The sequence below is a fragment of the Pontibacter cellulosilyticus genome, assembly GCF_014306105.1.
Classification (GTDB): domain Bacteria; phylum Bacteroidota; class Bacteroidia; order Cytophagales; family Hymenobacteraceae; genus Pontibacter; species Pontibacter cellulosilyticus.
In genome coordinates this window covers 1,326,388-1,349,039 of the sequence record NZ_JACRVF010000001.1, presented here as the reverse complement: position 1 = coordinate 1,349,039, position 22,652 = coordinate 1,326,388, and the positions used below count along the sequence as shown (strand labels likewise).

Sequence of the window (22,652 nt, the reverse complement as noted above, 5' to 3'; positions counted from 1 at the left end):
TACTAGTCCATCTCTCCAACCCAATATTACTTCCCCTTACGAAGTGGGAACAGCTTTCTGAATCCTATCTGGCGTTTGCTTTCTTCCTGCGGAATTTCAAACTCAGAAACAGAACGTACATCCTCTACCGAGTAGAAGGCCTGTGGGTTATAATCCCGGATGATGTCGATTACCTTATCCAGTTTCTTACGCTTTACGATCAGGAAAAGCAGGTTTACTTTACCTCTGGTGCCTCGTGCATCAATACATGTAAGGCGGTATCCGTGGCCTTTAAGCCGATCAATAAGTTTATCAGCTGGTTCTACAGTAATTACGCGCACAACCATTTGCCCAAGCGCCAGCTTTTGCTCTACACGCAGTCCCAGAAAGTTACCGGTTGCGAAACCCGCGGCCCAGGCCAGGTAAGAGGCAAAGTTGTTCAGGTTTTCCATTACCTGCGTAATGGCGATTAGCCAGATAAGAACTTCAAGAAAACCAAGTATGGGAGCAATGATCTTGTCGCCTTTGGATATGAAAACAATGCGCAGTGTGCCCAGGGTAACGTCGCAGATGCGTGCCAGGAAAATCAGTACCGGGATAATGACCCATTCAACAATAGTAGGATCTATTCCTTCAAATAAACTCATGTTAGGTGGTTAACGAAGCAAGTATGTTTATACTTCAAGTTAAGAATGTTTTGATAAAGTATGCAAAGCAGGACCGGTTACCTCCGTTCTCAGTTTCGGAAGTGCATCGGGGTAATTTTTCTGAATAAACTGCACCAGCCTTTCCCGTACCAGGCAGCGCAGATCCCAGGCAAGAGCGGAGTTGTTGGCGCTCATAAGCGCACGCAGTTCCAGCGTATGCTCTTTCGAGTCGGTAACCTGAAGCGCAGATACCCGCCTGTCCCATAGCTCTGTACCGGCAAGTATAGCCTCGAATTCAGTTCGTAAGGCATCAATGGGTACGGTATAGTCTGTGTAAAGGTAAACAGTTGCCAGTATATCGGAACCGGTGCGGGTCCAATTTTGGAAGGGTTTATCTATAAAATAATTTAGGGGCAGAACAAGCCTACGGTTGTCCCAGAGCCTGAGCACTACATAGGTCAATGTAATTTCTTCTACCCGGCCGAACTCACCCTCCAGCACCAGCACGTCATCCAACCGTATGGGTTGCGTAAACGCAATTTGTAAACCGGCTAGTAAGTTGGCTATAGACTTCTGAGCAGCCACACCTACAACTATCCCCAGTACACCAGCAGAAGTAAGCAAACCTGTACCCAGTTTTCTAACAGCGTCAAAACTCAGCAGGATCATCGAAACTGCTACGAATGCAATCAGCACAATGGTAAGTTTGCGCAGGAACTGCAGCTGTGTGTAAAGCTTACGCTCCCTAAAGTTGTCTGGTTTGTCTACCTGGTACTTTTGCCGCACAATGTCTCTGGCCACATTAGTAAGCTTTATGAGTGCCCAGGCAAACACAAGTATATCCAGTACTTCGATTATCCGCTTCAGTACGTAAATGGTTTTGTCTGAATACGGCAATAATGGCACTGCAACAGACAGAAACAACAGCGGGATCAGAAATGAAAGCGGTTGGTTCAGGTGCAGCGTAAGTGACCGTACCAGCAACGGATTTTCTTGTTTGTTATAGCTTCTCAGTAGCTTAAACAAAGTATACTTTATGAGTATACCCACTATCAGGGCAGCAAGTATGATGCATAACCCCAGTGCCATATCATCCAGCTGATAAAAGAAATCTGAAATTTTATCCATTGAGAAGTAAACGAGATCAACAACCAGCGCAGCGGCGTTTGTCTCTACTGCAGCAAGTATAGTCCATGGCCTAAACTTACTCTGGAAAATGGTTTGAGGTTGTGTTTAATGTGAAGACCAATGTTATGTAAGTTTAATGCCGATTATTTATAGTTAAAGTTCTATATATAGAAAACGCTTGTAAGGTTCTTTGCGTAATATTAATCAGCGACTAAATCTAACAGAAGAAATAATAGGAGCACTGTTTAACGGTTATGCACCACACGGTTTAAGCAGATTGCGTCACTTACAAGGCTTACATGGCAAAACTGATCATTGTATCAAATAGACTTCCCGTTAAACTCCAGGAGAAGGAGGGTGAACTACAATTTAAAACAAGCGAGGGTGGACTGGCGACAGGCTTAGGCTCTATCTATAAAGAAGGAGACAACTTATGGATAGGCTGGCCCGGCAAGGTGGTAGAGGAAGCAGATAAGCAGCAGCAGATTATAAAAGAGCTGCAGAAGGAAAGCATGTTCCCTGTTTTTCTGACTGAAGCCGAAATAAAAGAGTATTACGAAGGCTTTAGCAACGAAACGCTCTGGCCTACTTTTCATTATTTTAGCCAGTATGCCGTTTACGATCAGCAGTTTTGGGAGACCTATAAAAACGCCAACCAAAAGTTTTGCGACGAAATCGTAAAGCACGCTGGCCCTGATGATACGATCTGGGTGCATGATTACCAGTTGCTTTTGTTGCCTTCTATGCTCCGCGAAAAACTGCCTGATTGTACCATAGGCTTTTTCCAACACATCCCTTTTCCGAGTTACGAGGTGTTCAGGCTGCTGCCATGGCGTAAAGAGCTTCTGGAAGGAATGTTGGGTTCCGACCTGGTTGGTTTCCATACGTATGATGACATGCGCCACTTCCTGAGCTCTGTGAACAGGCTGGTAGGCTACGGCAGCATGCACGGTTGGATTAATACTGGTACCAGATCGCTGTTGGTAGACTCTTTTCCGATGGGGATTGATTATGAAAAGTATGCCCAGACAGCTGTTTCGGAAGAGGTAGCCAAGCGTGAGCGTATTTACCGCAGCAACTTAAAAGCAGAAAAACTCATTATCTCCATTGATAGACTGGATTACTCTAAAGGAATTCCACAGCGTTTAGATGCTTTTGAGAAGTTCCTGGAGAAGTACCCCGAGTTTCATGACAAGGTAACACTGGTGATGCTGGTAGTGCCTAGCCGTGACGAGGTGGAGAAGTATAAAGAGCTGAAAGAGGAGGTGGACGAAATGGTGGGCCGCATAAACGGCAAGTATAGCCACATCGACTGGAACCCTATTCAATATTTTTATCGCTCTTACCCACTCGAAACACTGTCTGCTTTTTACCGCATGGCCGATATAGCGCTGGTTACACCGATGCGCGACGGCATGAACCTGGTGTGTAAAGAGTATGTGGCTAGCAAGCACGACCAAACCGGTGTACTTATACTTAGCGAAATGGCCGGTGCTTCTAAAGAGCTGTCAGATGCCTTGCTCATCAACCCAAACGACATTGACCAGATGGTGGAGGCGCTGCACCAGGCGCTTACGATGCCAGTAGAGGAGCAGAAAGTGCACATGACCAGCATGCAGGAGACCATCAAGCGCTACAACATACATCATTGGGTGTCGATGTTCATGGACAGGCTATCTTATGTGAAGATCAAGCAGCTTTCTATGGCTACCACTTACCTGGATTCTGCCACTTTCCAGGAGCTTACCGATTCGTATGTTTCGGCGAGTTCGAGGCTGTTCTTCCTGGAGTATGACGGTGCCCTGGTAGATTACACCAACAGGCCGCTGATGGCAAACCCGTCGGAGGAATTGATTGAGCTGCTGGACAGGTTAGGCAGCGACCCTAAAAACAGAGTAGTTGTAGTGAGCAGCCGCGAAAAAGACAACATGGAAGAGTGGCTGGGCCACCTGAATATTGATATTATTGCCGAGCACGGCGTCTGGATAAAGCAAAAGAATGCCGGCTGGCAAACTGTACTTAGCCTAATGGACGACTGGAAAAGTGATATCCGTTTGATTCTGGAGCTTTACGTAGACCGTACCCCCGGTTCGTTTATAGAAGAGAAGGACTACTCGCTGGTGTGGCATTACCGCAAAGTAGAAACCGGCCTTGGCGAACTGCGTGCCCGTGAACTGGTAAGCCACCTTAACTTTTTAGCTACCAACAGCAACTTGCAGGTACTGGACGGGCAGATGGCAGTTGAAGTAAAGGCACAGGAAATAAATAAAGGCAAAGCGGCAAGCTATTGGCTTGGCAAATATCCGCATGAGTTTGTATTGGCCGTAGGTGACGATTGGGGAGACGAAGATGTTTTTAAAGCCATGCCACGAGAGGCTTACACGGTGAAAATCGGTAACGGCAGCTCTGTCGCCAAATACCACCTGGATACATGCCAGGAGGCTCGCTGGATGCTGTCGAAGCTACTCCGCCATTCCAGCTCTGAACAGGCTACCGATGCCATGATGACCGGATCGTAAAATTGATAAAATCTAAGTATAAAAGCCGCTGCAACATAACTTGCAGCGGCTTTTATACTTTAGATCTGGCTTATCAGTGCGCCTATTTAGGCCATGTACACTTGCGGTTAAAAAAGCGTATTGCCGCCAGCTGAAGGCTTAGAGTCTCCAGGTTTAGTTGGCTGTTCGCAGTTCTCTTCGTTAAATACCTGGTCAATTGCCTTTTCGGCTTTCTTTAGTTTCTCCTTGCAAAGTTTAATCAGCTGCGACGAGCGCTGTACCTTCTGCGTCAGTTCATCCACATCTACAGAATCGTTTTCGATGGCGCGTAGTATCTCTTCTAACTCCTGGGTAGCTTCCCGGTACGTCATTTCGTTCAGGTTCTTATTCATCCGTGTCAATGTTTACAATCATACTATGAAGGGTGCCATTCTGCATCCTTGTTTCCACTACATCACCGTTCTTCACCTCGCTTGTACTTTTGATGATCTTGCCGTTAAGCAAAGTTAAGGTATATCCGCGTAAAAGCAGCCTCTCCGGGTTATTGGCTTCGATGCTCATCTCCAGTAACTTTAGCCGGTGATTTTCCTGCTGCAGCTTCTTTTGCGCACTGTACTCCAACTTATCGCTATACTTGGAGTAAGCAATCTGGCTTTTCTGCAATCTGTCTTTTGCTTCGGTTTCGAGGCAATGCACTAAGGTGTTGAGATCATGCTCTTTCATGTGCAGCCAGCGCTGGCTTTTGCCCTCCACACAAACCGACAGTTCCTGCAGGTACTTTTCACGCTCGTGCAACAGGTCTTTTGTCTCGGAGTTGATATCTTTCTCCAGGTCGCTGATCTGGTGCCGCTGCTGCTCCAGGTAGGCCTTTGGCTTTAGCAGAAATCCCCTGGAGAGTTGCTCTAACCTCTCTTTGTTGCCCTGCAGCAGTTGCATGGTGGTGTTGTTCAGGCGCAGGTGCAGGCGTTCAAGTCTGTCTTCGGTCATTTTCAGTTGCTGCGCCGAGAACATGCGTATCCTGTCATAAAGGTCCTCCGCCAGTTCTTCAGCCTCCTGGAAGCGGTCAATCAAAAAGCCGGCAACGGCAGTAGGGGTCTTCAGCCTTGTGTGGGCTACCAGGTCAGCTATACTTTCATCGCGTTCATGCCCAATACCAGTTAGCACCGGCAAAGGCGAGTGGCCAATGGCTGCGGCAATTTTATAGTCATCAAAGCAACTTAAATCGGTTTGGGAGCCACCGCCGCGAATCAGCACAACCACATCGAAGTTCTCTTTATACTTTGCCACCAGTTCAAAAGCAGCCGCTACAGATTTCGGAGATTCATGGCCCTGCACTACTGCCTGGAAGAGCGTAGTTTCGAAAGTATAACCGTAGCTGTTTGTTTGCAGTTGGTGCACAAAGTCCTGGTAACCGGCAGCTGTTGCCGACGAAATAACTGCCAGGCGCTGCGGCACCAGGGGCAGTTCTAATTCTTTATTAGCTTCTAAGAGGCCTTCTGCAGCCAACCGTTTTAGCGTCTCCTGCCGCTGCCTTGCCAGGTCGCCAATGGTGTAGTTGGGGTCGATGTTGGAGACATCCAGGCTAAGTCCGTACAGTTCATGAAAACGCACCGATGCCTGCATCAGCACCTTTAGCCCTGCTCGTAGCGGCTGGCCGGTTTTCTCTTCGAAGTAGCGACTTAGCATCTGGTAACGCGACGCCCAGATAGTGCCTTTAGCCTGAGCCAGAATTTGCCGAGCATCATCGCCTTTGTCTACCAAGGTAAGATAGCAGTGGCCCTTGCGCCTGTCTACGTTTACCTGCGCCAGCTCGGCCACCACCCAGTAACTTTCCGGAAATGCCAGCTCCAGTTCCTCCCTGATCTGCTGGTGCAGCTCAAAAAGCGACAGTGGCGCATTTTGCTCCTCGTACGTGATAGTTTGTCTGAAAAAGATCTGGGACATGGCTGCTACGTGTTCTTCTCCTGCTATGCCAGTAGATACCGGCTCCTCCGATTCGAAGATAGGATTTTTTAGATTATCTGGCTAAAGGGATGACGTAAATATTGCGCCGCTAGGTTGAAATGTAGGCTCCTGAACACCCAGACAAGCAACAGCCTGCTCTACAAGTATAACTGCAGGGCTGCCTTTTACTGTTTGTCTGATTTGAAGCCCATGCGCTTGGCGCGCTTTTCCCAGTTAATCTTAGCCCACTCCTGGAGATCCGCTATCTGGTCCATCTCATCCATTATCTCCATCCCTAACAGCGTTTCTATGATATCCTCCATTGTTATCAGACCTGCAGTACCGCCGTATTCGTCTACTACCAGCGCAATTTGATCCTGCTTTTCCATCAGGCGGCTAAACAGGGAGGGAATAGGCATGTGCTCAGATACGACCTGCATGGTTCTTAGAATGGAGCTTAACTTGCTGTCGCCTTGGTTGTCAATTAGCTTGTAGAGTACTTCATCTTTCAGAACATATCCTGTTATATCATCCAGGTTATTTTTGTAAACAGGTATCCTGGAAAAACGCAGGTCTGGAAACTCCTTAAAAAAGTCTTTTATAGACATATCCTGGTGTGCGCTCACAATAACGGTACGGGGCGTCATGATATGGCGCACCAGGATGTTATTTAATTGCAGCAGATTCTGAATGATCTGGGATTCACCTTTTTTGAAGATACCCTCTTTAATGCCAAGCTCTGCCATGGCCGTAAAATCTGCGCGGCTAAGTACACTGCGGTTCTTATCGGTTTTAAAACGCTTGGTTATAAATTGGGCAAGTATAATAAAGGGATAAAGAGGAGAGTAAATCAGGATCTTTAGCGTGCGTACAGTAAAAGGCGTCAGCTGTCTCCAGAAGTTGGCTCCAAGGGTTTTGGGAATGATCTCGGTAAAAACAAGTATGATGATGGTAAGCACAATGGAAACAGCCGTGAGGTACTCATCTCCCCAAAGCAGCTGCGCCTGCGCACCCACACCGGCAGCCCCTATGGTATGCGCAAATGTATTAAGGGTAAGTATAGCTGCCAGTGGCTTGTCTATATTGTCTTTAAAGTGCTGCAGGTCTTCACCAAGCGAAGGGTGTTCTTTGCTTATGATATTTACATGCGAAGGCGATATACTCAGCAGCGATGCCTCTAGTAAAGAGCACAGGAAGGAGAAGAATAAGGCAATGGTAAGATATAGAATGAGTAGGCCCATTTAAGTTTTGTTTCTTGACAGATGTATTGGCTAATGTACTACCCGTAGCACAGGCTCCGGCAGTTCCTGGTGTGTTTCTAGATCCACGGTGAAATAACCTACCATACTTGGACCATAACCCAGATTTATCTCTACGAACTTATTTTTCTCAGGCAGCATGCCTATCACTTCGTTTTGCAGGTTCTGATAACGCTGTAGCAGTTTATCCATCTGCTGTTGGTGTTGCCCCAGTTCGGTTTCCTCTGTACCTACATCTGCTTGGCTTTCAGTTTGTTCAGGCTCATCAGCGGCTGCCACTTTGTTTTGCAGTGTCAGGATCTTAACTTCAAGTAGCCTTATTTCTTTTTCCACTTCCAGATACTCCTGTATTTTGTTCTCCAGCGGAACCAGCGATTCGTCGAGGTAAGCAATAAGGTTTTCCATAGTATGGGGTATCAAATGTCTGTTTGCCCTATATACGGTAGCTTAGCGTTTTTATATGCAATTACAAAAAGTTGCTGTACTTCAGCAGGGTAGGGTATATCTTCATTAATCATACTTTAAGCTAAAGTATAAGCAGTGGTTTGGAGAAGTATAAATAATAAACCCGGCACTAGTGATTTGAGTAGATGCAGGAGTTAATTTGTATATTTGAAGTATAGCCGCTTACCGGCAAACGCTTCAGAACCCATAAACGATGAAAATAATAGAATGCCCCCGCGATGCCATGCAAGGCATCAAAGAGTTTATACCTACCGAGAAAAAGATAGCTTACCTGAACACCTTGCTGCAGGTGGGTTTTGATACACTGGATTTCGGCAGTTTTGTTTCGCCAAAGGCCATACCGCAAATGAGTGACACGGCAGAAGTGCTGGCCAACCTGGAACTGGAAAAAACGGATACGAAACTGCTGGCTATAATCGCCAATGTGCGCGGAGCCGACGATGCTGCGCTGCATAAGCAGATTGATTACCTTGGTTTTCCACTTTCGGTGTCGGAAACGTTTCAGCAGCGCAATACAAACAAAAGTATAGCCGAGGCCATGGAGCAACTGGCCCAGATACAGGACATCTGCCACAAGCACGGCAAAACACTGGTAACATACATTTCCATGGGTTTTGGTAATCCTTACAATGACCCCTGGGATGCAGAAACAGTGATCCGATTTGTGGAGGAATTGCATAAGTTGAAGGTTAAAATCATCTCCCTTTCTGATACCATTGGAGTGTCTAACCCTGAAAACATTACTTACCTTTTCGAGAGCCTGATTCCTGTGTTCAAAGACATCGAGTTTGGTGCCCACCTGCATACCACGCCTACTACTTGGCAGGAGAAGGTGGAGGCCGCTTACAATGCCGGCTGCAGAAGGTTTGATGGCGCTATGCGCGGGTATGGCGGATGCCCTATGGCCAAAGACGAACTGGTAGGCAATATGGCTACCGAAAATTTAGTCGCATACTTCGAAAAGATTGGCTTAAATTTGAACCTGAACAAAGCAGCATTCAATGCCGCACTGGCAGAGTCTAATGCTGTGTTTTCTTAATTATGGCAAAAAGAATAATCGTAGATATTTTTATACCCTGCTTCGTAGACCAGCTTTTTCCGGAGACTGGTATGAACATGGTAAAGGTGCTGGAGAAGATCGGTTGTGAGGTAAATTATAATCCTAACCAAACCTGCTGCGGACAGCCTGCCTTTAACGCCGGCTTTTTTGATGAGGCACGTGAGGTGGCTATCAAATTTCTGGATGACTTCTCGAACGAGACATCGCATTACATTGTAGCGCCTTCTGCCTCATGTGTGGGCATGGTGCGCAATGCCTACCAGGATATCTTTGTAAAATCATCGAACCTGGTAAAGTACCGCACCATGCAGAAGAAGGTGTACGAGCTGACAGAGTTTCTGACAGATGTGATGGGAGTAACCAACATAGAGGGTGCTGCCTTGCAAGGCCGCTATACGTATCATGACTCGTGCAGCGCATTGCGGGAGTGCGGCATAAAAGCCGGCCCGCGTGCCTTGTTAGATAATGTGCAGGGACTTGAACTGGTTGAGATGGAAGACAACGAAACCTGCTGTGGCTTTGGCGGTACGTTTGCTGTTAAGTTTGAGGCGATCTCCACAGCCATGGCTGAACAGAAAGTTGATAATGCCCTGGCTACCGGCGCTGATTATATCATCTCTACAGACAGCAGTTGCCTGATGCACCTGCAGGCTTATATAAACAAGCAGAAGAAGCCAATTAAAACCATGCACATTGCCGATGTACTGGCAAGTGGCTGGTAAACATAATCTTACTTAACAAAAAGCCCTGGCAAGTATAAGTTGCCAGGGCTTTTTGTTGGTGTAGGACAGCAATTAGCGAAAGTATAAGCTAACTCCAAGGTTAAAAGACTGGCTGCTCAGGTCAAGCCTCAAGTCATAGTTGCTCGTACTGTACTCCGATATTTTATTCTGCCCGAAAAACATTTCTTCTTTTTTGTGATCGTTGTTATACTTGTCATAGCTTAAGGCACCATATATAGCATTAAGGCTAATTCTGTCATGCACAAAAAAAGATACGCCGGGGCTTATGCTTACTGATACATTTCTTAAAGCAACATTATTGGCATACATGTATTTGTTAAAGGCGTTTTCTCCTTCAAATAAATAAGAGACATCGGAGGATATATAATTTACATTGGCTTGGCCATACAGTGCGAAGTTGTTTGAAAGAAACTTATACAAACGGGTGTAAACGCCAGCCGAGTAACTTTCTGTACCGTAGGTAGAGGCCTCAGTTAACCTTACAGAAGTTGACTTTACAAACATTTCAGAGTTTTTATAGCCTCCTGTTAATCCTACTTCAACATTGTCATTTATAAAATAGCCGACACTAGGTAGTAACTGCAGGCTTTTATAATCTCTTTCGAACTTTATTTGGCTATCATTTAAAGCATCTTTTTTATCGTTGCTTTGGCTGTAGCCTATTGTGCCGGTGGTTGTCCAGGTGCCTTTCTGCAATTGTGCAAAGCAGAACTGTGTAAGTAAACCCAAACAAGCCGTTAAAAAGATTTTTTTCATGGCTCTGTGTTTAGCGGGTTATAAAATAACGGATACCAAGAGTGGCTGTGGCAGGAGAGAAATTAAAGTCAAAGTTGCTGGAGTTAGTCTCTCTTTCAGGCTGTGCTTGCTTGTCTGTTGATGTAAAACTGACATAACCTATATTACCGATAGAGGCAGAGAAACCGAGTTTTGTAGTTGCAAAATACGTTAACCCAGGGCTTGCCGCTATGTAGTAGCCTGACGTAGTGGAGATCAATTCTTCGTCTAGCTCCGGGTTTTTGGTTCTTAAACCACTAAGTCCAAAACCACCATTCGCTGTAAAGTATAGCTTATCGGTAACAGATATATACTTGGTAATATGTGGCCCAATGCCATAACCAAAGCTCTTGGTTTTAAACTCTTGACCTGATCCCTCTGTCTCTGTAGTGCTGGAGTTAAAGCTTAAACGTGTGTTTATACCTATCTCAAGACCGTCCTTTATAAAATATCCTACATAAGGTGAAATGCTGTAAGAGGATGTCTTTCTCTCACTTGTGTTTTCGTCCATAGAACCGCTGTACAAGCCCAGAGATCCTCCCAAGGAGATAGTACCAGCGGAAGTTTGTGCGAAAGCCCCGGTGCCAAGCAGCGCCAGCAGGCCAGATAAGAATAACTTTTTCATTGTTGTTTAAATAGCTTTGGAATTAAAACCAAGGTAGTAAAAATATCCTTTCTCTATATATTAAATTTTTTATACAACCTGTAACCAGTCTCTTTTCCGTGTTGATTTTGTGATGGTGCAGCGGCAGGCAAATTACCTTTTGGAAATGCAGGAGCTGCGCACCATCACCAGGTATAGCCCACACCAGAAAGTATAGATTGAAAGTACTGGGAGCTAACAAGATGCTTTGCTAAGTATACTTCTTGCAAAACTATTCCCATCTGTCTAATTGCTGCCTTAATTCTAAATTATAATTTAATAAGAATGTACAGTTTCTGACTGTCTTAAATGGTAAACTTAAAGTAACGGCCTTACATCTTTGATATTAAAATGATTTGTGGTTAAGGTGTTAATTACTAAGTATTTGTATGTGAATTTAGTGGCCAAACTTTAAACATTTACGTTTTAAATAATAAGAACCATCCAACCTGAAGCAGGTGATGATACAAGAGATATGGATTTTATAAAGAACTTTGATTTGGCACGCTTATGAGCTGAACTACTACGCTTTTAAAACGTTTATAGTGCAAGTAATTGTTAAATTAGTTAAGTATAAAGCTATGTCTAGAAATTATCAGAACAGCTATAATCCTTATGATGTACATCATCAGGATTACGAGTCAGGTTTTAGTGGTGAAAATTCTGAATACAGAGACCTTTACAACCCAAACAAGAGCATTTGGAACCAAGCGCTTAAAAACAAACCAACTGAACAGGAGAAGAAACCAGCTAGATTCTCTGAGAGAAACGAGATGCAGCAAATTAGGCATCGTTACCAAGGAGGCTCAAGTCGTCTGAACCGCCAGGTAGGAGGTACTTATTACAACTTGCCACAGAGCGAGGAAGAAGTTTTTGACTCCGGTTACAATATCTCCAACCGTAACACCTATGGCTACCGTACCACCGGCTATGGCCCGCGTGATTAACTTTTGGGACTGATAATTATCCAGACATCTTTCATAAGTATAAGGCCCGGGAAACCGGGCCTTTTTCGTGTCTGCTTTGCTGGCGCACCCCAACCGTTGCAGTTGCACTGCGTTTATAAAAAAGCACAACATTTAAATTATCAGCTATGAAACGAGACTATCATGACCATAACTACGGCAGGGGCCGTCATAATTCGGATTGGGATAATAACTACCAGAGCAGCCACTACAGCAGAGACCGCCATCGTGATTCTGAAGGCAGGTACGAAGGTGGTGGGAGCAGGCATTACCGCCACGACGATGACCAAAATTACCGGCACCGCGACTATGATATGGAGCGCGATTACTACAGCCACGTAGGCAATAGCCATCACGACCTGGATAACATCAGGCAGGGCTACGGTATACCCAGTTTCGGAAACAGCTCAGATAGCCGTTACAGCGAAATAGAAGAAATGAAACGGGAACGTGATAGCCAGCGCATGCAGGGGTATGGATCCGGACGTTTGGGTGGATACAGCGGTTCTGCCTTCGGTGGATCAAATTATAGCTCTCACGGAGACTTCGGGGGCTCCAGTGAATATGGTGCGATGAGTGGGTACGGCGGTAACTCCGATCATGATGTTTCTTCTTCAGGATACGGCGGCGGCAATTATAGTGGGCAATCTCCGCGTTCTCTCAGAGACAACGAGAACTACCGTTACGGGAGAGGGTACAGAGCCTCGCAAAGAGACAGCGACAGGAACCGTGGCCGCAGATACTATAATAATGAAAGCTATAGAATCGATTTTTAAGTAAAACAACAGCTATAAAACCCTGAGTATCCAACCAAATGTAGCGGGTGCTCAGGGTTTATCGATTGATGTGCCAGAGTCGTTGTTTAAAAGCTTTAATGCATCGGCTTCTGTCGGGGCTGTATCTATGATCTTTTGTAATCCGAGTATAGAGAATACGTTAATAATTTTTGGCTGGAGACCGCAGAACATAACCTGGATATTGTTTTGCTTACAGGCATGCAACGATGAAAGTATAACACCTAAGCCGGCAGAAGAAATGTAATGCAGATCGGTACAGTCAATAAGCAGGGCTTTTGAAGGTGCGGTGGCAATAGCTTCCTGCAAGGCATCATCCGCAGACACGGCCGTGTTGGCATCCAGTTCACCAGATAGCCTTACCATTACGACATTCTCAACTTGATTAACCTCTGCTGTAAACCTTTCCATTGATTTTGCTGCTCGCTATAAACTTACTACATCTCACAAGTCCCATATCATCCATCATTAAAACTGCTGTAATATTAAACAGTATGGCGTCAGTAGTTATTAAATATATGGATAATTTTAATATAATTTTTACTTTATTGGATATATATTTTAAATCGTCCTTTAAAGGCTGTTATGGGTGTTTTGCACTGCTTTTCTATCGAATAGTAGTTCAAACGTTTATCTTGTAACATCAATAATATCCAACATATGGCTAAAAACTAAGTATGATTAATAATTCATCTGTTTAAATTAGAAATTTTTTTTACTTCATGTAACCGAAAACCTTGGACAAGTATAAAGCACCGCAACCAGTTTAGGTATAGCAAGTATGGAAAAGAGCGTTAGGTTTGATAACATAATATGAAAGCCAGAACAGTTAACCGCATACTTTATGCAGACATGGTGGATATGGGAGGCATGCCCGTGCGGCAGCCTTTTCCTACGCAGCAGGTAGAGCAACTCGACCCGTTCCTGTTATTGCACCATCATGTTGCCAAACTTCCGGAAGGTACAGTGCCTAAGCAATCTGGTGTTGGTCCGCACCCGCACCGTGGCTTCTCACCGGTTACGTTTGTGTACAAAGGTGGCGTTCACCACCGCGACTCCCGCGGCAACGACAGCGTGGTGTATGAAGGCGGAACTCAGTGGATGAATGCCGGATTAGGAATCATTCACAGTGAGCGGCCTCCAGAGGATATAGAGGAAAGGGGAGGTGTGCAGGAAATTATTCAGCTGTGGGTAAACCTTCCGAAGTCACATAAGATGCAGCAGCCGGAATACATAGCGCTACAGGCAGAAGATACGCCGCAACTGGAGCTCGAAGGAGGAAAAATTTCGGTAAGTGTAGTAGCCGGTGAGTTTCAGGATACAAGAGGTCCCATTAAAACGGCTGTACCTATACTTTCGCTTCGTATTTTTATGCAAGCCGGCTCCAGCTATACTTTTCCGATTCCGGAAACTCACAGTGCCTTTTTATACTTGCTGGATGGGCAGGTGAGCTACGAAGGCTTTGGACTAGTGGAGTGGCACCATGTTGTTGTATTGAACAACGACGGAAGCAGCTTTTCGCTTAAGGCTAAAGAGGACACCCGCATTTTGTTGATGGCCGGAGAGCCTATAAAGGAGCCGGTGGTGTCTCATGGGCCATTTGTGATGAACACGCAAACCGAAATACTGCAAGCCATGCGCGATTACCAGATGGGCAAAATGGGCTTTTACACAGAGTAAACAAAAGAGCCTGATGATCACTAAATCATCAGGCTCTTTTGTTTTAAGGCAATCTACTTCACTGTGCTGGGGCAGGTAAAGTTTGTGCGTGGAATATCTGTTTTAGAAATGGCTCCGTATCCTCCCTGTACATCAATTAGTTTCACGTACCCACGTGCCTTAAGTATAGAGGCGGCGATCATAGAGCGGTAACCGCCAGCGCAATGAATGTAAAGTGTTTTATCAGTTGGCAGGGCTGCCATGTTATCGTAAATAAAATCAAGTGGGCTGCTAACAGCCGTTTCGATATGCTCTGCCTGGAATTCGCCTGGCTTGCGCACATCCACCACGTTTATACTTGCATCCTGGGCATAACGTGCAGCAAATTCATCTGCCGGTATCGAAACAATGGTGTCCACTTCTTTGCCTGCCTGTTTCCAGGCCTCAAATCCACCCTGCAGGTAACCAATGGTATTATCATAACCGACACGTGCCAGCCTGGTCACTACTTCCTCTTCACGTCCGGCATCAGCAACAAAAAGTATAGGCTGCTTCAGGTCAAGTATAAGTGCACCTACCCATGGAGCGAATCCTCCGTCTATGCCAATAAAAAGTGAGTTCGTTATAAAGCCTTTGGCAAACTCCTGTGGCTTACGTGTATCCAGTATAAGGGCATCGGTTTCGGCTGCTGCCGCTGCAAATGCCTCCGGCGATAAGGCTGTAAGTCCTTGCTCAAGTATATTGCCGATGCTGTTATAGCCTTCTTTGTTTAGCTGCACATTAAATGGGAAGTAGTTTGGAGGAGGCATCAATCCGTCTGTTACCTCTTTCACAAATTCTTCACGGGTCATGTCGGAGCGCAGGGCGTAGTTTGTCTTTTTCTGGTTACCCAGCGTGTCGAAGGTTTCTTTGCTCATGTTCTTGCCACAGGCAGAGCCGGCGCCGTGCGCCGGGTACACCAGCACATTATCTGCCAGAGGCATGATCTTGGTTCTTAAAGAGTCGTACAGGTAACCTGCCAGCTGCTCGGTTGTAAGGTCAGATTTTGCAGCCAGGTCGGGGCGGCCAACATCTCCAATAAACAAGGTGTCACCGGTAAAAATGGCGTAGTCCTTTCCTTGCTCGTCCTTCAGCAGATACGTTGTTGACTCCATGGTATGGCCAGGCGTGTGCAGTACTTTTATGGTTACAGCGCCTACTTTTAGCTCTTCTCCGTCAGCTGCAATGTGTGCATTGAATGTTGGCTGCGCGTTTGGGCCAAACACAATAGGAGCACCGGTTGCTTTGGCTAAGTCCAGGTGGCCCGACACGAAGTCAGCGTGGAAATGCGTCTCCAGCACATACTTTATGCTGGCTCCGTTCTCGGTGGCTTTGTCCAGATAAGGCTTTATTTCGCGAAGCGGGTCTATGATGGCGGCCTCGCCGTTGCTTTCGATGTAATAGGCGCCCTGGGCAAGGCACCCGGTATAGATCTGTTCTACTTTCATATCGTCAGTTGTAAACATCGCGGTAAATATCAGGCTTAAAATTACAAATATTGGTGACTTATGTCATCATTGCAGATTTTCTTGGAGCGGTGCCTACTACCGTCCTTGGTTTAATAGTATAAATAACAGCTTCTACTACAGTTGCTTTTGTGCTCAGTAAAGCTCCAAAAGTATAGCAAGTATAATTTTACTGTAGCTGGCTTACCCAAAGTATAAAATAAGCAGGTTAAAAGTTTTGCGGATATGTTATATTTTCGTTTACTTAAGCTTTCTGAATCATAAACCGCACAAACATGCAGGTACGCGCCTCCTTATTTTTCTCATTGTTCTTCTTGATATTTGTTCAGGTATCCTGTGTAACACAAAAACAGCCGCAGCCAGCAGCAGAAGTGTATGGCCCGGCAACTATAAAGCAACAAATAGAAGCGTCGGAGAAGAGAATAAACCGTTTTGTGGGCTTCGCGCTTTACGATCCGGAGCTGGGGCAAATGGTGGTGGAGCACAACGCTGATAAGTATTTTGTGCCTGCCTCCAATACCAAGCTGTTTACCTTTTATGCCAGCCTTAAAATGCTGGGAAATACCATTCCGGCACTAAAGTATACGGTTAAAGGCGATTCGCTTCTCTTCTGGGGTACCGGCGATCCCACATTTGCCCATATGGATCTAAAGAACTCCATTGCCTATGATTTTCTGAAGAACAGAAAAGAAAAGCTATACTACATACAGGCACCTCTTGCGAGTACACCTTTTGCAACAAACTGGGGCTGGGACGATTACAATTACTATTACCAGCCGGAGCGCAGCATCTTTCCTATACATGGCAACATTGTAAAATTCTACCGCAAAGAGAACAGCCCTTACACGGTAACGCCTGCTGTATTTAAGGCAACTCTAAAAGCCGATACGGCAAAGGTGCAGCCACAGGGAGATGCGTTTGTGCGTGAATGGCGAAGCAACAACATTACCTATTATCCTAAAAGCGCTAAACCCGATTTCTCGCTGGAAGTACCGTTTATCACCTCTGCAGAAACGACCGTGAAGCTGTTGGCCGATACCCTGAAGCGCGATGTGGTGCTGCTAAAGCGGCCAATTCCTAAAACAGCCACTGTTTTACCCGGGTTACCATCAGACAGCGTGTATAAACGTATGTTGCAGGTAAGCGATAACCTGTTGGCAGAGCAGCTGCTGGTGATGGCTTCCGGCAAAATATCCGATACCCTGGCCGTAGAGAAAAGTATAAAGTACGTTGTCAACAACTACCTGCATGACCTGCCGGACAAGCCGGTTTGGGTAGATGGCTCAGGCCTGTCGTCGATGAACATGTTTACGCCGCGCAGCATAATCGCTTTACTACAAAAGCTGCAGCAGGAGAGGCCAACAGACAAACTGTTGCCTATGCTGGCAGTGGGAGGCCGGCCAGGTACTTTCCGGAGCATTTACAAAGCCGATGTACCCTTTGTGTTCGGCAAGTCTGGTACGCTGTCGCATGTACACAACCAGAGCGGCTACATTATGACCAAAAGTGGCAAACTGCTGCTCTTTAGTTTTATGAACAACAATTTTAAAGAGTCAAGCAGCGTGGTGCGCGAAGAGATGGTGCGCATCATGACCGAGATTCACGAAAAGTACTAACCGAAATAGATTTACAAAATCATCTAAACAAGCCATACTATGAAATTAACGATCCGGTCATTTGCCCTGCAACTGCAGCATACATTTACCATTTCCTACGACTCCCGCGATGTGCAGGACACCCTGATTGTAGAGCTACAGGATGGGGAACACAAAGGCTACGGCGAGGCCACCAGCAATCCATACTATGGTGTTACGATAGAAGGGATGACGGAGAACCTCGAGAAAATACGCCAGCAAATAGAGGCAACCACCATCACAGACCCGGCTGCCTTTTGGGAGCAGGTTCGTCCGGCGCTTCAGCATAGCTCATTCACGCAGTGTGCCCTTGATATGGCAGCGCATGATTTGTACGGCAAGAAAATGGGCAAACCGCTTTACCAGCTGTGGGGTTTAGATCCGGCTGATGCGCCTGTTTCCAACTACACCATCGGTATCGACTCTATTGAGAAAATGGTGCAAAAGATGCAGGAAAAACCATGGCCTATTTATAAGATAAAACTAGGTACTGATGAGGACCTGGAGATTGTTAAGGAACTGAGGAAGCATACCGATGCTATTTTCAGGGTAGATGCCAACTGTGCGTGGGGTGTAGACCAGACAATAAACAATGCTGTGGAGCTAAAGAAGCTCGGTGTAGAGTTTATAGAGCAGCCCATGAAAGCAGATAACCTGGAAGGTATGAAAGAGGTGTACAAGCATTCTGTGCTTCCGCTTATGGCCGATGAAAGCTGTATTGTGGAGCAGGATGTAGCCAAATGCCATAACCTTTTCCATGGTGTAAATATCAAACTGACTAAGTGTGGTGGCGTAACGCCAGCCTTGCGTATGATAAAGCAGGCACGTGAGTTGGGTATGAAAGTGATGATCGGCTGTATGACTGAGTCGTCTGTAGGCATTTCAGCTATTGGCCACCTGGCCCCGATGCTGGATTACGTGGACATGGACGGTGCCATACTTTTGAAAGAAGACATAGCCTCTGGCGTGGTTGTAACAGATAGCGGCTTGATATACCCGGAGGCTAATGGTACTGGAGCCTACCTGCTACCTCAGTTAATAAATGCATAAGCTGACAACATGCCTGTAGTGGAGCAGCTTACCGGCAGAACTGTGGTGGCAGACGGGAAAGAGCGGCTATACTTTAGCGGTACATCCTATCTGGGCATGAACGTAAACCGTGAGTTAGCGGCCCTGATACAGGAAGGCGGCAAACGCTACGGCACCACTTACTCCAGCTCCAGAAATTCAAACCTGAAGCTGGCTGTGTATGACGAGGCTGAAATCCTATTAGCCGCTCAGGCAGGAGCCGGGGCGGCTCTTACTTTTTCATCAGGTTACCTGGCAGGGCAGGCGCTTATCCGCACTCTGGACCAGGGGCAGCGCTTTATTCATGCACCTGATGCACATCCAGCGTTGTGGCGCAATGCCTCCGATGCAAACCACACCGATTTCGATAGCTGGGTAAACTCTTTGCAAGAAATTATAGCTGATGCTGAAGGAGAGGTTGTAATTGTAGTTAACTCTGTTGACCCCTTGAAAGCACGCAAGTATAACTTTGATTGGGCTGGCAGGTTACCTACTGACAGGCATATTACCTTAGTTGTAGATGATTCTCATTTACTGGGCTTGTCTGGTGAGAGTGGGGCAGGAACATTTCCGGAGATAGCCAGGCAGGTAAAGCAACATGTGGAGCTGGTGGTGGTAGCATCGATGGGAAAGGCCTTGGGTATTGCAGGAGGGGTGGTGCTGGGCACTGAAAGCAGGATTGCTTCCCTGCGCAAGTCCCCATACTTTATTGCAGGCTCTCCGGCCCCACCGGCTTATATGTATGCGTTTGTGCATGCACAGGAGCTGTTTGAGCAGGCAAGGATGCAGTTAAAGTATAACGTGCAGCACTTTCAGGAGCTCATAAAGCATCATCAACTATTTGACTATTTCGATACCTACCCGGTTTTTTACACGAAGGAACATGGGTTATACTATGCGCTGGAAGAAGAGGTAATCATTTCCTGCTTCCCATATCCTGACCCGGAGAGTATGCCGATTACGCGTGTTATCATCAACAGCCTGCATACTTCTGATGACTTAGAGGTACTGGCCGAGATGATCGAGAAGTATAAAGTAGGAGAGAAGGTGGCCCGGAAAGTATAACTGTGTTACGTAATCAGTTAAGTTGTACAATAGCTAAACAAAAAGCCCTGCTCGTTTTAAGCAGGGGCTATTCTATATTTATAATTAACGCTACTAATAAATAGAACTGGCGCGCAGGTCGATCAGGTTCTGACTTGGTTTCATGCGTTTGGTTCTGAGGTAGCGGTTATTCTCATAGTCATCGTAGTTGGCTGCTGCAGGGTTCATGCTGTTGATGCGTACACGGCCTGCAGAATGGATAAATTCTTTGTCTCCACCGATCCACATGCCTACATGTACTACACGCTCAGGCTTACCATCTTTGGCTGGTACACCAAAGAAAAGCAGATCGCCGGGGCGAAGTTTATCCCAGTTTTTATCGGTATCAACCAACTCACCCTCATGTACCTGCTGCGAGGCATCGCGTGGCAGTACAATGCCGTTCATAAAGTATACAGTTTTGGTAAAGCCGCTGCAGTCTACTCCTTTAAAAGAGGTACCGCCCCACAGGTATGGCAGGCCTAGTAGTTGCTTGCTTGTTTTAACCAGATTCTCCTCTGATGGCTGGCGGCTGGCAATCCAGTTTTTGTAAGGCATGGCTTCTGCGGCAAGTATAAAACCTGTGCGGCCATCCGGGAAGTTTACTTCATAAAAATCCTTTGTCTTGTTCTTCAACACCACTACATCGCCATAAACAAGATCTGAAATGGTGGCGCTTTGCTTATCGGCGCTGGTAAGGGCAAAACCATAAGGGTTTGTGTAGATCAGCTTTTCGCCTTTCTGCCAGGTATCCAGTTCAGCCTTCGTCATCAGCTTGATGCCGGCATAATCTACCCACGCCAGATAGTTATCAGGAGTCTGAACAAGGTACCATCCGTTTTCCTTTTTCCATACTTTAACCGGCGTACCCATCGTGGCCTGTGTAGCCAGTTCGGCAGGGTGCTTTGGCTGGGAACGGATATTTGCCACTGAGATAGTTACCACACCGTAATGCTTGCCCTCCAACTCTGCCTCAGGTAGCACTGTTATACTATCGGTGTATGCCAGGTTAGCAGCCTGTAATTTGCTTAAAAGCGCTGCCTTGGCCTCTGGAACAATAGTCTCGCCGGAAAGAACACCATTTTCTTTAGCCGTTACATCAAACAGCACCGTGCGTTTATCCGGAGCAAACTGCTTACGTACCGCCTCAACGTGTGTAGTTAACGGAGACGGAGCAGGTGTAGCAGTAGTGGCATAAGAGGCAACCGGCGCCTTGGTCTTGGTAGACGTACAGGCGAGTAAAGTGCCGAAGAGAAGTATAAAAGCGCTGTTTTTCATAGTGACGTTTTGTTTCAGGTGTTATACCTGGTATTCCGAAGTATAACTATTTTTAACAGAATTTAATTCGATCAAGGGGCAATCATTTGCATCATCAGCCCAGAAAGATAAGCGCCGTAAGTGCCTACTGCATACCCAAGTATAGAGAGCAGCACTCCAACAGGAGCCAGTGCCGGATGGAAAGCCGCTGCCACAATAGGGGCAGAAGCAGCACCTCCCACATTTGCCTGACTACCCACAGCCAGGAAGAAGAACGGAGCCTTTACTAGCTTGCCTACCAGTAGTAATAGCAGCATGTGCACCACAATCCAGATAATACCTACAAGAAACAAACCAGGCTGGCTGACAATGGCGGTAATATCCATCTGCATACCAATGGTAGCCACCAAGATGTAAAGGAACAAACTGCCGATACGTGTAGCACCTACTCCCTCCAGATCTCTGGCTCTTGTAAAAGACAGGAGCACGCCCAGCGTTGTGGCAATAACCACAATCCAGAAGAAGCCTGATGTAAGGCTGAACTTGTCCAGGTATGGCGCATTTAGTTCTATCCAAGGGGCAATGATATCGGCAAAAAAATGAGCTATTCCCGTAATACCAAGACCGACACCTGCTATCATGGCCAGATCAGCCAATGCTGGAATTTTCATGATGCTAAGTTGGTGTTGCTCTATCTTTTCTTTCAGGTCGTTTACGGCAGTACTGTCGGCTTTAAAAAATCTGTCTATGCGTTCACCTATCCCTGCTCCGTAAAGTAACACCGCCATCCACACATTGGCCACAATCACATCAACAGCAATTACGGCTGAAAATAAGTTTGGGTCTGGTTTAAATACCTCGAACATCGCCAGCTGGTTTGCACCGCCGCCAATCCAGCTGCCAGCAATCGTAGACATGCCGCGCCACACGGCCATTGGACCCTCGCCGTCCACAATATCCGGGGCAAACATGGAAACGATAAGTATAGCAATCGGACCACCAATCATGATACCAATAGTTCCGGTAATGAACATCAGGCCAGCTTTATGGCGCAGTTTCCAGATCTCTTTCAGATCGAGGCTGAGCGTAAACAGCACCAAACTGGCCGGAAGCAGGTAACGAGAGGCAACAGTATACAATCCTGACTCCTCTCCGGAGATGATGTTAAAGGAGTTTAGCAAACTCGGAATCAAATAGCAAAGCAGCACCGATGGCACTACAGAGTAGAATTTCCTGAAGAAAGGGTGTTTGCTAGACGAGGTTTTAAATACAAATGCCAGAATGACAACCAGAATCCCCAGAACAACGGCATCGTTGGTGATAAGTGGGGCTGGCGAAGAGACTTGCTCCATGGAGGTGTTAGGTTTATGTTTAGTTGGTGCAGCTGTATGCAGAAGTTCTGTCTATTCTGACTAAATGCCGCAACCCTAAACTAAAGCAATTTTATCAGTAATACCAATTGTAGTGTATAGTTGTGGTAAATTCTATACTTGCCGGATCAATACTTGGAGACTTATTGCTCAACTTATACAAATGACTGTTGGTAA

At 46.2% G+C, this 22,652-nt stretch carries 21 protein-coding genes; 9 read left to right on the top strand and 12 right to left on the bottom strand.

The features are described 5' to 3' along the window. Nucleotides 1–26: 26 nt before the first annotated feature. Together H8S84_RS05765 and H8S84_RS05760 are read right to left on the bottom strand one after the other, a co-directional pair. Nucleotides 27–626: a DUF2179 domain-containing protein gene (locus H8S84_RS05765; protein WP_187066290.1), complete on the bottom strand. Its 600-nt coding sequence runs from the start codon at nt 624–626 to the stop codon at nt 27–29. Between the two features lie 39 nt (nt 627–665). Beyond that, entirely contained in the window at nt 666–1,754 is a 1,089-nt protein-coding gene (locus tag H8S84_RS05760; protein ID WP_187066289.1) for a mechanosensitive ion channel family protein, read from the bottom strand. 299 nt (nt 1,755–2,053) lie between these two features. Here H8S84_RS05760 and H8S84_RS05755 point away from each other — a divergent pair, with 299 nt between their 5' ends. Then, complete coding sequence (locus H8S84_RS05755) at nt 2,054–4,273, top strand: bifunctional alpha,alpha-trehalose-phosphate synthase (UDP-forming)/trehalose-phosphatase (protein ID WP_187066288.1); 2,220 nt, start codon at nt 2,054–2,056, stop codon at nt 4,271–4,273. A 107-nt stretch (nt 4,274–4,380) separates the two neighbouring features. On the opposite strand, the gene xseB is transcribed toward H8S84_RS05755, so the two are convergent. From xseB to H8S84_RS05735, 4 genes are all read right to left on the bottom strand, one after another. Beyond that, nucleotides 4,381–4,644, bottom strand: coding sequence for an exodeoxyribonuclease VII small subunit (gene xseB, locus H8S84_RS05750; RefSeq protein ID WP_187066287.1), 264 nt, complete (start codon nt 4,642–4,644; stop codon nt 4,381–4,383). After that, nucleotides 4,637–6,196 carry an exodeoxyribonuclease VII large subunit gene (gene xseA, locus H8S84_RS05745; RefSeq protein WP_187066286.1) on the bottom strand — a complete coding sequence of 520 codons (1,560 nt, stop codon included), beginning with the start codon at nt 6,194–6,196 and terminating at the stop codon, nt 4,637–4,639. Before xseA ends, xseB begins: the two co-directional genes overlap by 8 nt. A gap of 185 nt (nt 6,197–6,381) precedes the next feature. Beyond that, nucleotides 6,382–7,437 (bottom strand): hemolysin family protein, encoded by a 1,056-nt coding sequence (locus tag H8S84_RS05740; protein WP_187066285.1) that lies wholly within the window; start codon nt 7,435–7,437, stop codon nt 6,382–6,384. A gap of 30 nt (nt 7,438–7,467) precedes the next feature. Beyond that, nucleotides 7,468–7,860 (bottom strand): hypothetical protein, encoded by a 393-nt coding sequence (locus H8S84_RS05735; RefSeq protein WP_187066284.1) that lies wholly within the window; start codon nt 7,858–7,860, stop codon nt 7,468–7,470. Between the two features lie 253 nt (nt 7,861–8,113). On the opposite strand from H8S84_RS05735, the gene H8S84_RS05730 reads away from it, so the two are divergent. Together H8S84_RS05730 and H8S84_RS05725 are read left to right on the top strand one after the other, a co-directional pair. After that, the gene (locus H8S84_RS05730; protein WP_187066283.1) at nt 8,114–8,959 is read left to right on the top strand and encodes a hydroxymethylglutaryl-CoA lyase; all 846 of its coding nucleotides are present in this window, start codon (nt 8,114–8,116) and stop codon (nt 8,957–8,959) included. A gap of 2 nt (nt 8,960–8,961) precedes the next feature. Further along, complete coding sequence (locus tag H8S84_RS05725) at nt 8,962–9,702, top strand: (Fe-S)-binding protein (RefSeq protein ID WP_187066282.1); 741 nt, start codon at nt 8,962–8,964, stop codon at nt 9,700–9,702. A 72-nt stretch (nt 9,703–9,774) separates the two neighbouring features. On the opposite strand, the gene H8S84_RS05720 is transcribed toward H8S84_RS05725, so the two are convergent. Both H8S84_RS05720 and H8S84_RS05715 read right to left on the bottom strand, forming a co-directional pair. Continuing rightward, entirely contained in the window at nt 9,775–10,479 is a 705-nt protein-coding gene (locus tag H8S84_RS05720) for an outer membrane beta-barrel protein (RefSeq protein ID WP_187066281.1), read from the bottom strand. A 10-nt stretch (nt 10,480–10,489) separates the two neighbouring features. Next, nucleotides 10,490–11,122: an outer membrane beta-barrel protein gene (locus H8S84_RS05715; RefSeq protein ID WP_187066280.1), complete on the bottom strand. Its 633-nt coding sequence runs from the start codon at nt 11,120–11,122 to the stop codon at nt 10,490–10,492. A gap of 599 nt (nt 11,123–11,721) precedes the next feature. Between H8S84_RS05715 and H8S84_RS05710 the strand changes: the two genes are divergently transcribed. Beyond that, a complete protein-coding gene (locus tag H8S84_RS05710) occupies nt 11,722–12,087 on the top strand; it encodes a hypothetical protein (RefSeq protein ID WP_187066279.1) in 366 nt (121 codons plus the stop codon). A gap of 146 nt (nt 12,088–12,233) precedes the next feature. After that, a complete protein-coding gene (locus tag H8S84_RS05705; protein ID WP_187066278.1) occupies nt 12,234–12,881 on the top strand; it encodes a hypothetical protein in 648 nt (215 codons plus the stop codon). A gap of 51 nt (nt 12,882–12,932) precedes the next feature. Here H8S84_RS05705 and H8S84_RS05700 read toward each other — a convergent pair whose 3' ends face one another. Next, nucleotides 12,933–13,310, bottom strand: coding sequence for an anti-sigma factor antagonist (locus H8S84_RS05700; RefSeq protein ID WP_187066277.1), 378 nt, complete (start codon nt 13,308–13,310; stop codon nt 12,933–12,935). Nucleotides 13,311–13,712: 402 nt separating this feature from the next. On the opposite strand from H8S84_RS05700, the gene H8S84_RS05695 reads away from it, so the two are divergent. Beyond that, the gene (locus tag H8S84_RS05695; protein WP_187066276.1) at nt 13,713–14,579 is read left to right on the top strand and encodes a pirin family protein; all 867 of its coding nucleotides are present in this window, start codon (nt 13,713–13,715) and stop codon (nt 14,577–14,579) included. Nucleotides 14,580–14,632: 53 nt separating this feature from the next. Here H8S84_RS05695 and H8S84_RS05690 read toward each other — a convergent pair whose 3' ends face one another. Then, the gene (locus H8S84_RS05690; RefSeq protein ID WP_187066275.1) at nt 14,633–16,045 is read right to left on the bottom strand and encodes an MBL fold metallo-hydrolase; all 1,413 of its coding nucleotides are present in this window, start codon (nt 16,043–16,045) and stop codon (nt 14,633–14,635) included. 293 nt (nt 16,046–16,338) lie between these two features. Between H8S84_RS05690 and H8S84_RS05685 the strand changes: the two genes are divergently transcribed. The 3 genes from H8S84_RS05685 to H8S84_RS05675 are packed head-to-tail and all read left to right on the top strand — an operon-like array spanning nt 16,339 to nt 19,830. Next, entirely contained in the window at nt 16,339–17,679 is a 1,341-nt protein-coding gene (locus H8S84_RS05685; protein ID WP_187066274.1) for a D-alanyl-D-alanine carboxypeptidase, read from the top strand. Between the two features lie 39 nt (nt 17,680–17,718). Next, nucleotides 17,719–18,747: a dipeptide epimerase gene (locus H8S84_RS05680; protein WP_187066273.1), complete on the top strand. Its 1,029-nt coding sequence runs from the start codon at nt 17,719–17,721 to the stop codon at nt 18,745–18,747. Between the two features lie 9 nt (nt 18,748–18,756). Beyond that, a complete protein-coding gene (locus tag H8S84_RS05675) occupies nt 18,757–19,830 on the top strand; it encodes an aminotransferase class I/II-fold pyridoxal phosphate-dependent enzyme (protein ID WP_187066272.1) in 1,074 nt (357 codons plus the stop codon). A 93-nt stretch (nt 19,831–19,923) separates the two neighbouring features. On the opposite strand, the gene H8S84_RS05670 is transcribed toward H8S84_RS05675, so the two are convergent. Both H8S84_RS05670 and H8S84_RS05665 read right to left on the bottom strand, forming a co-directional pair. Then, nucleotides 19,924–21,126 (bottom strand): C40 family peptidase, encoded by a 1,203-nt coding sequence (locus H8S84_RS05670; protein WP_187066271.1) that lies wholly within the window; start codon nt 21,124–21,126, stop codon nt 19,924–19,926. Between the two features lie 71 nt (nt 21,127–21,197). After that, nucleotides 21,198–22,457, bottom strand: coding sequence for a DUF819 family protein (locus H8S84_RS05665; RefSeq protein WP_187066270.1), 1,260 nt, complete (start codon nt 22,455–22,457; stop codon nt 21,198–21,200). Nucleotides 22,458–22,652: the final 195 nt, after the last annotated feature.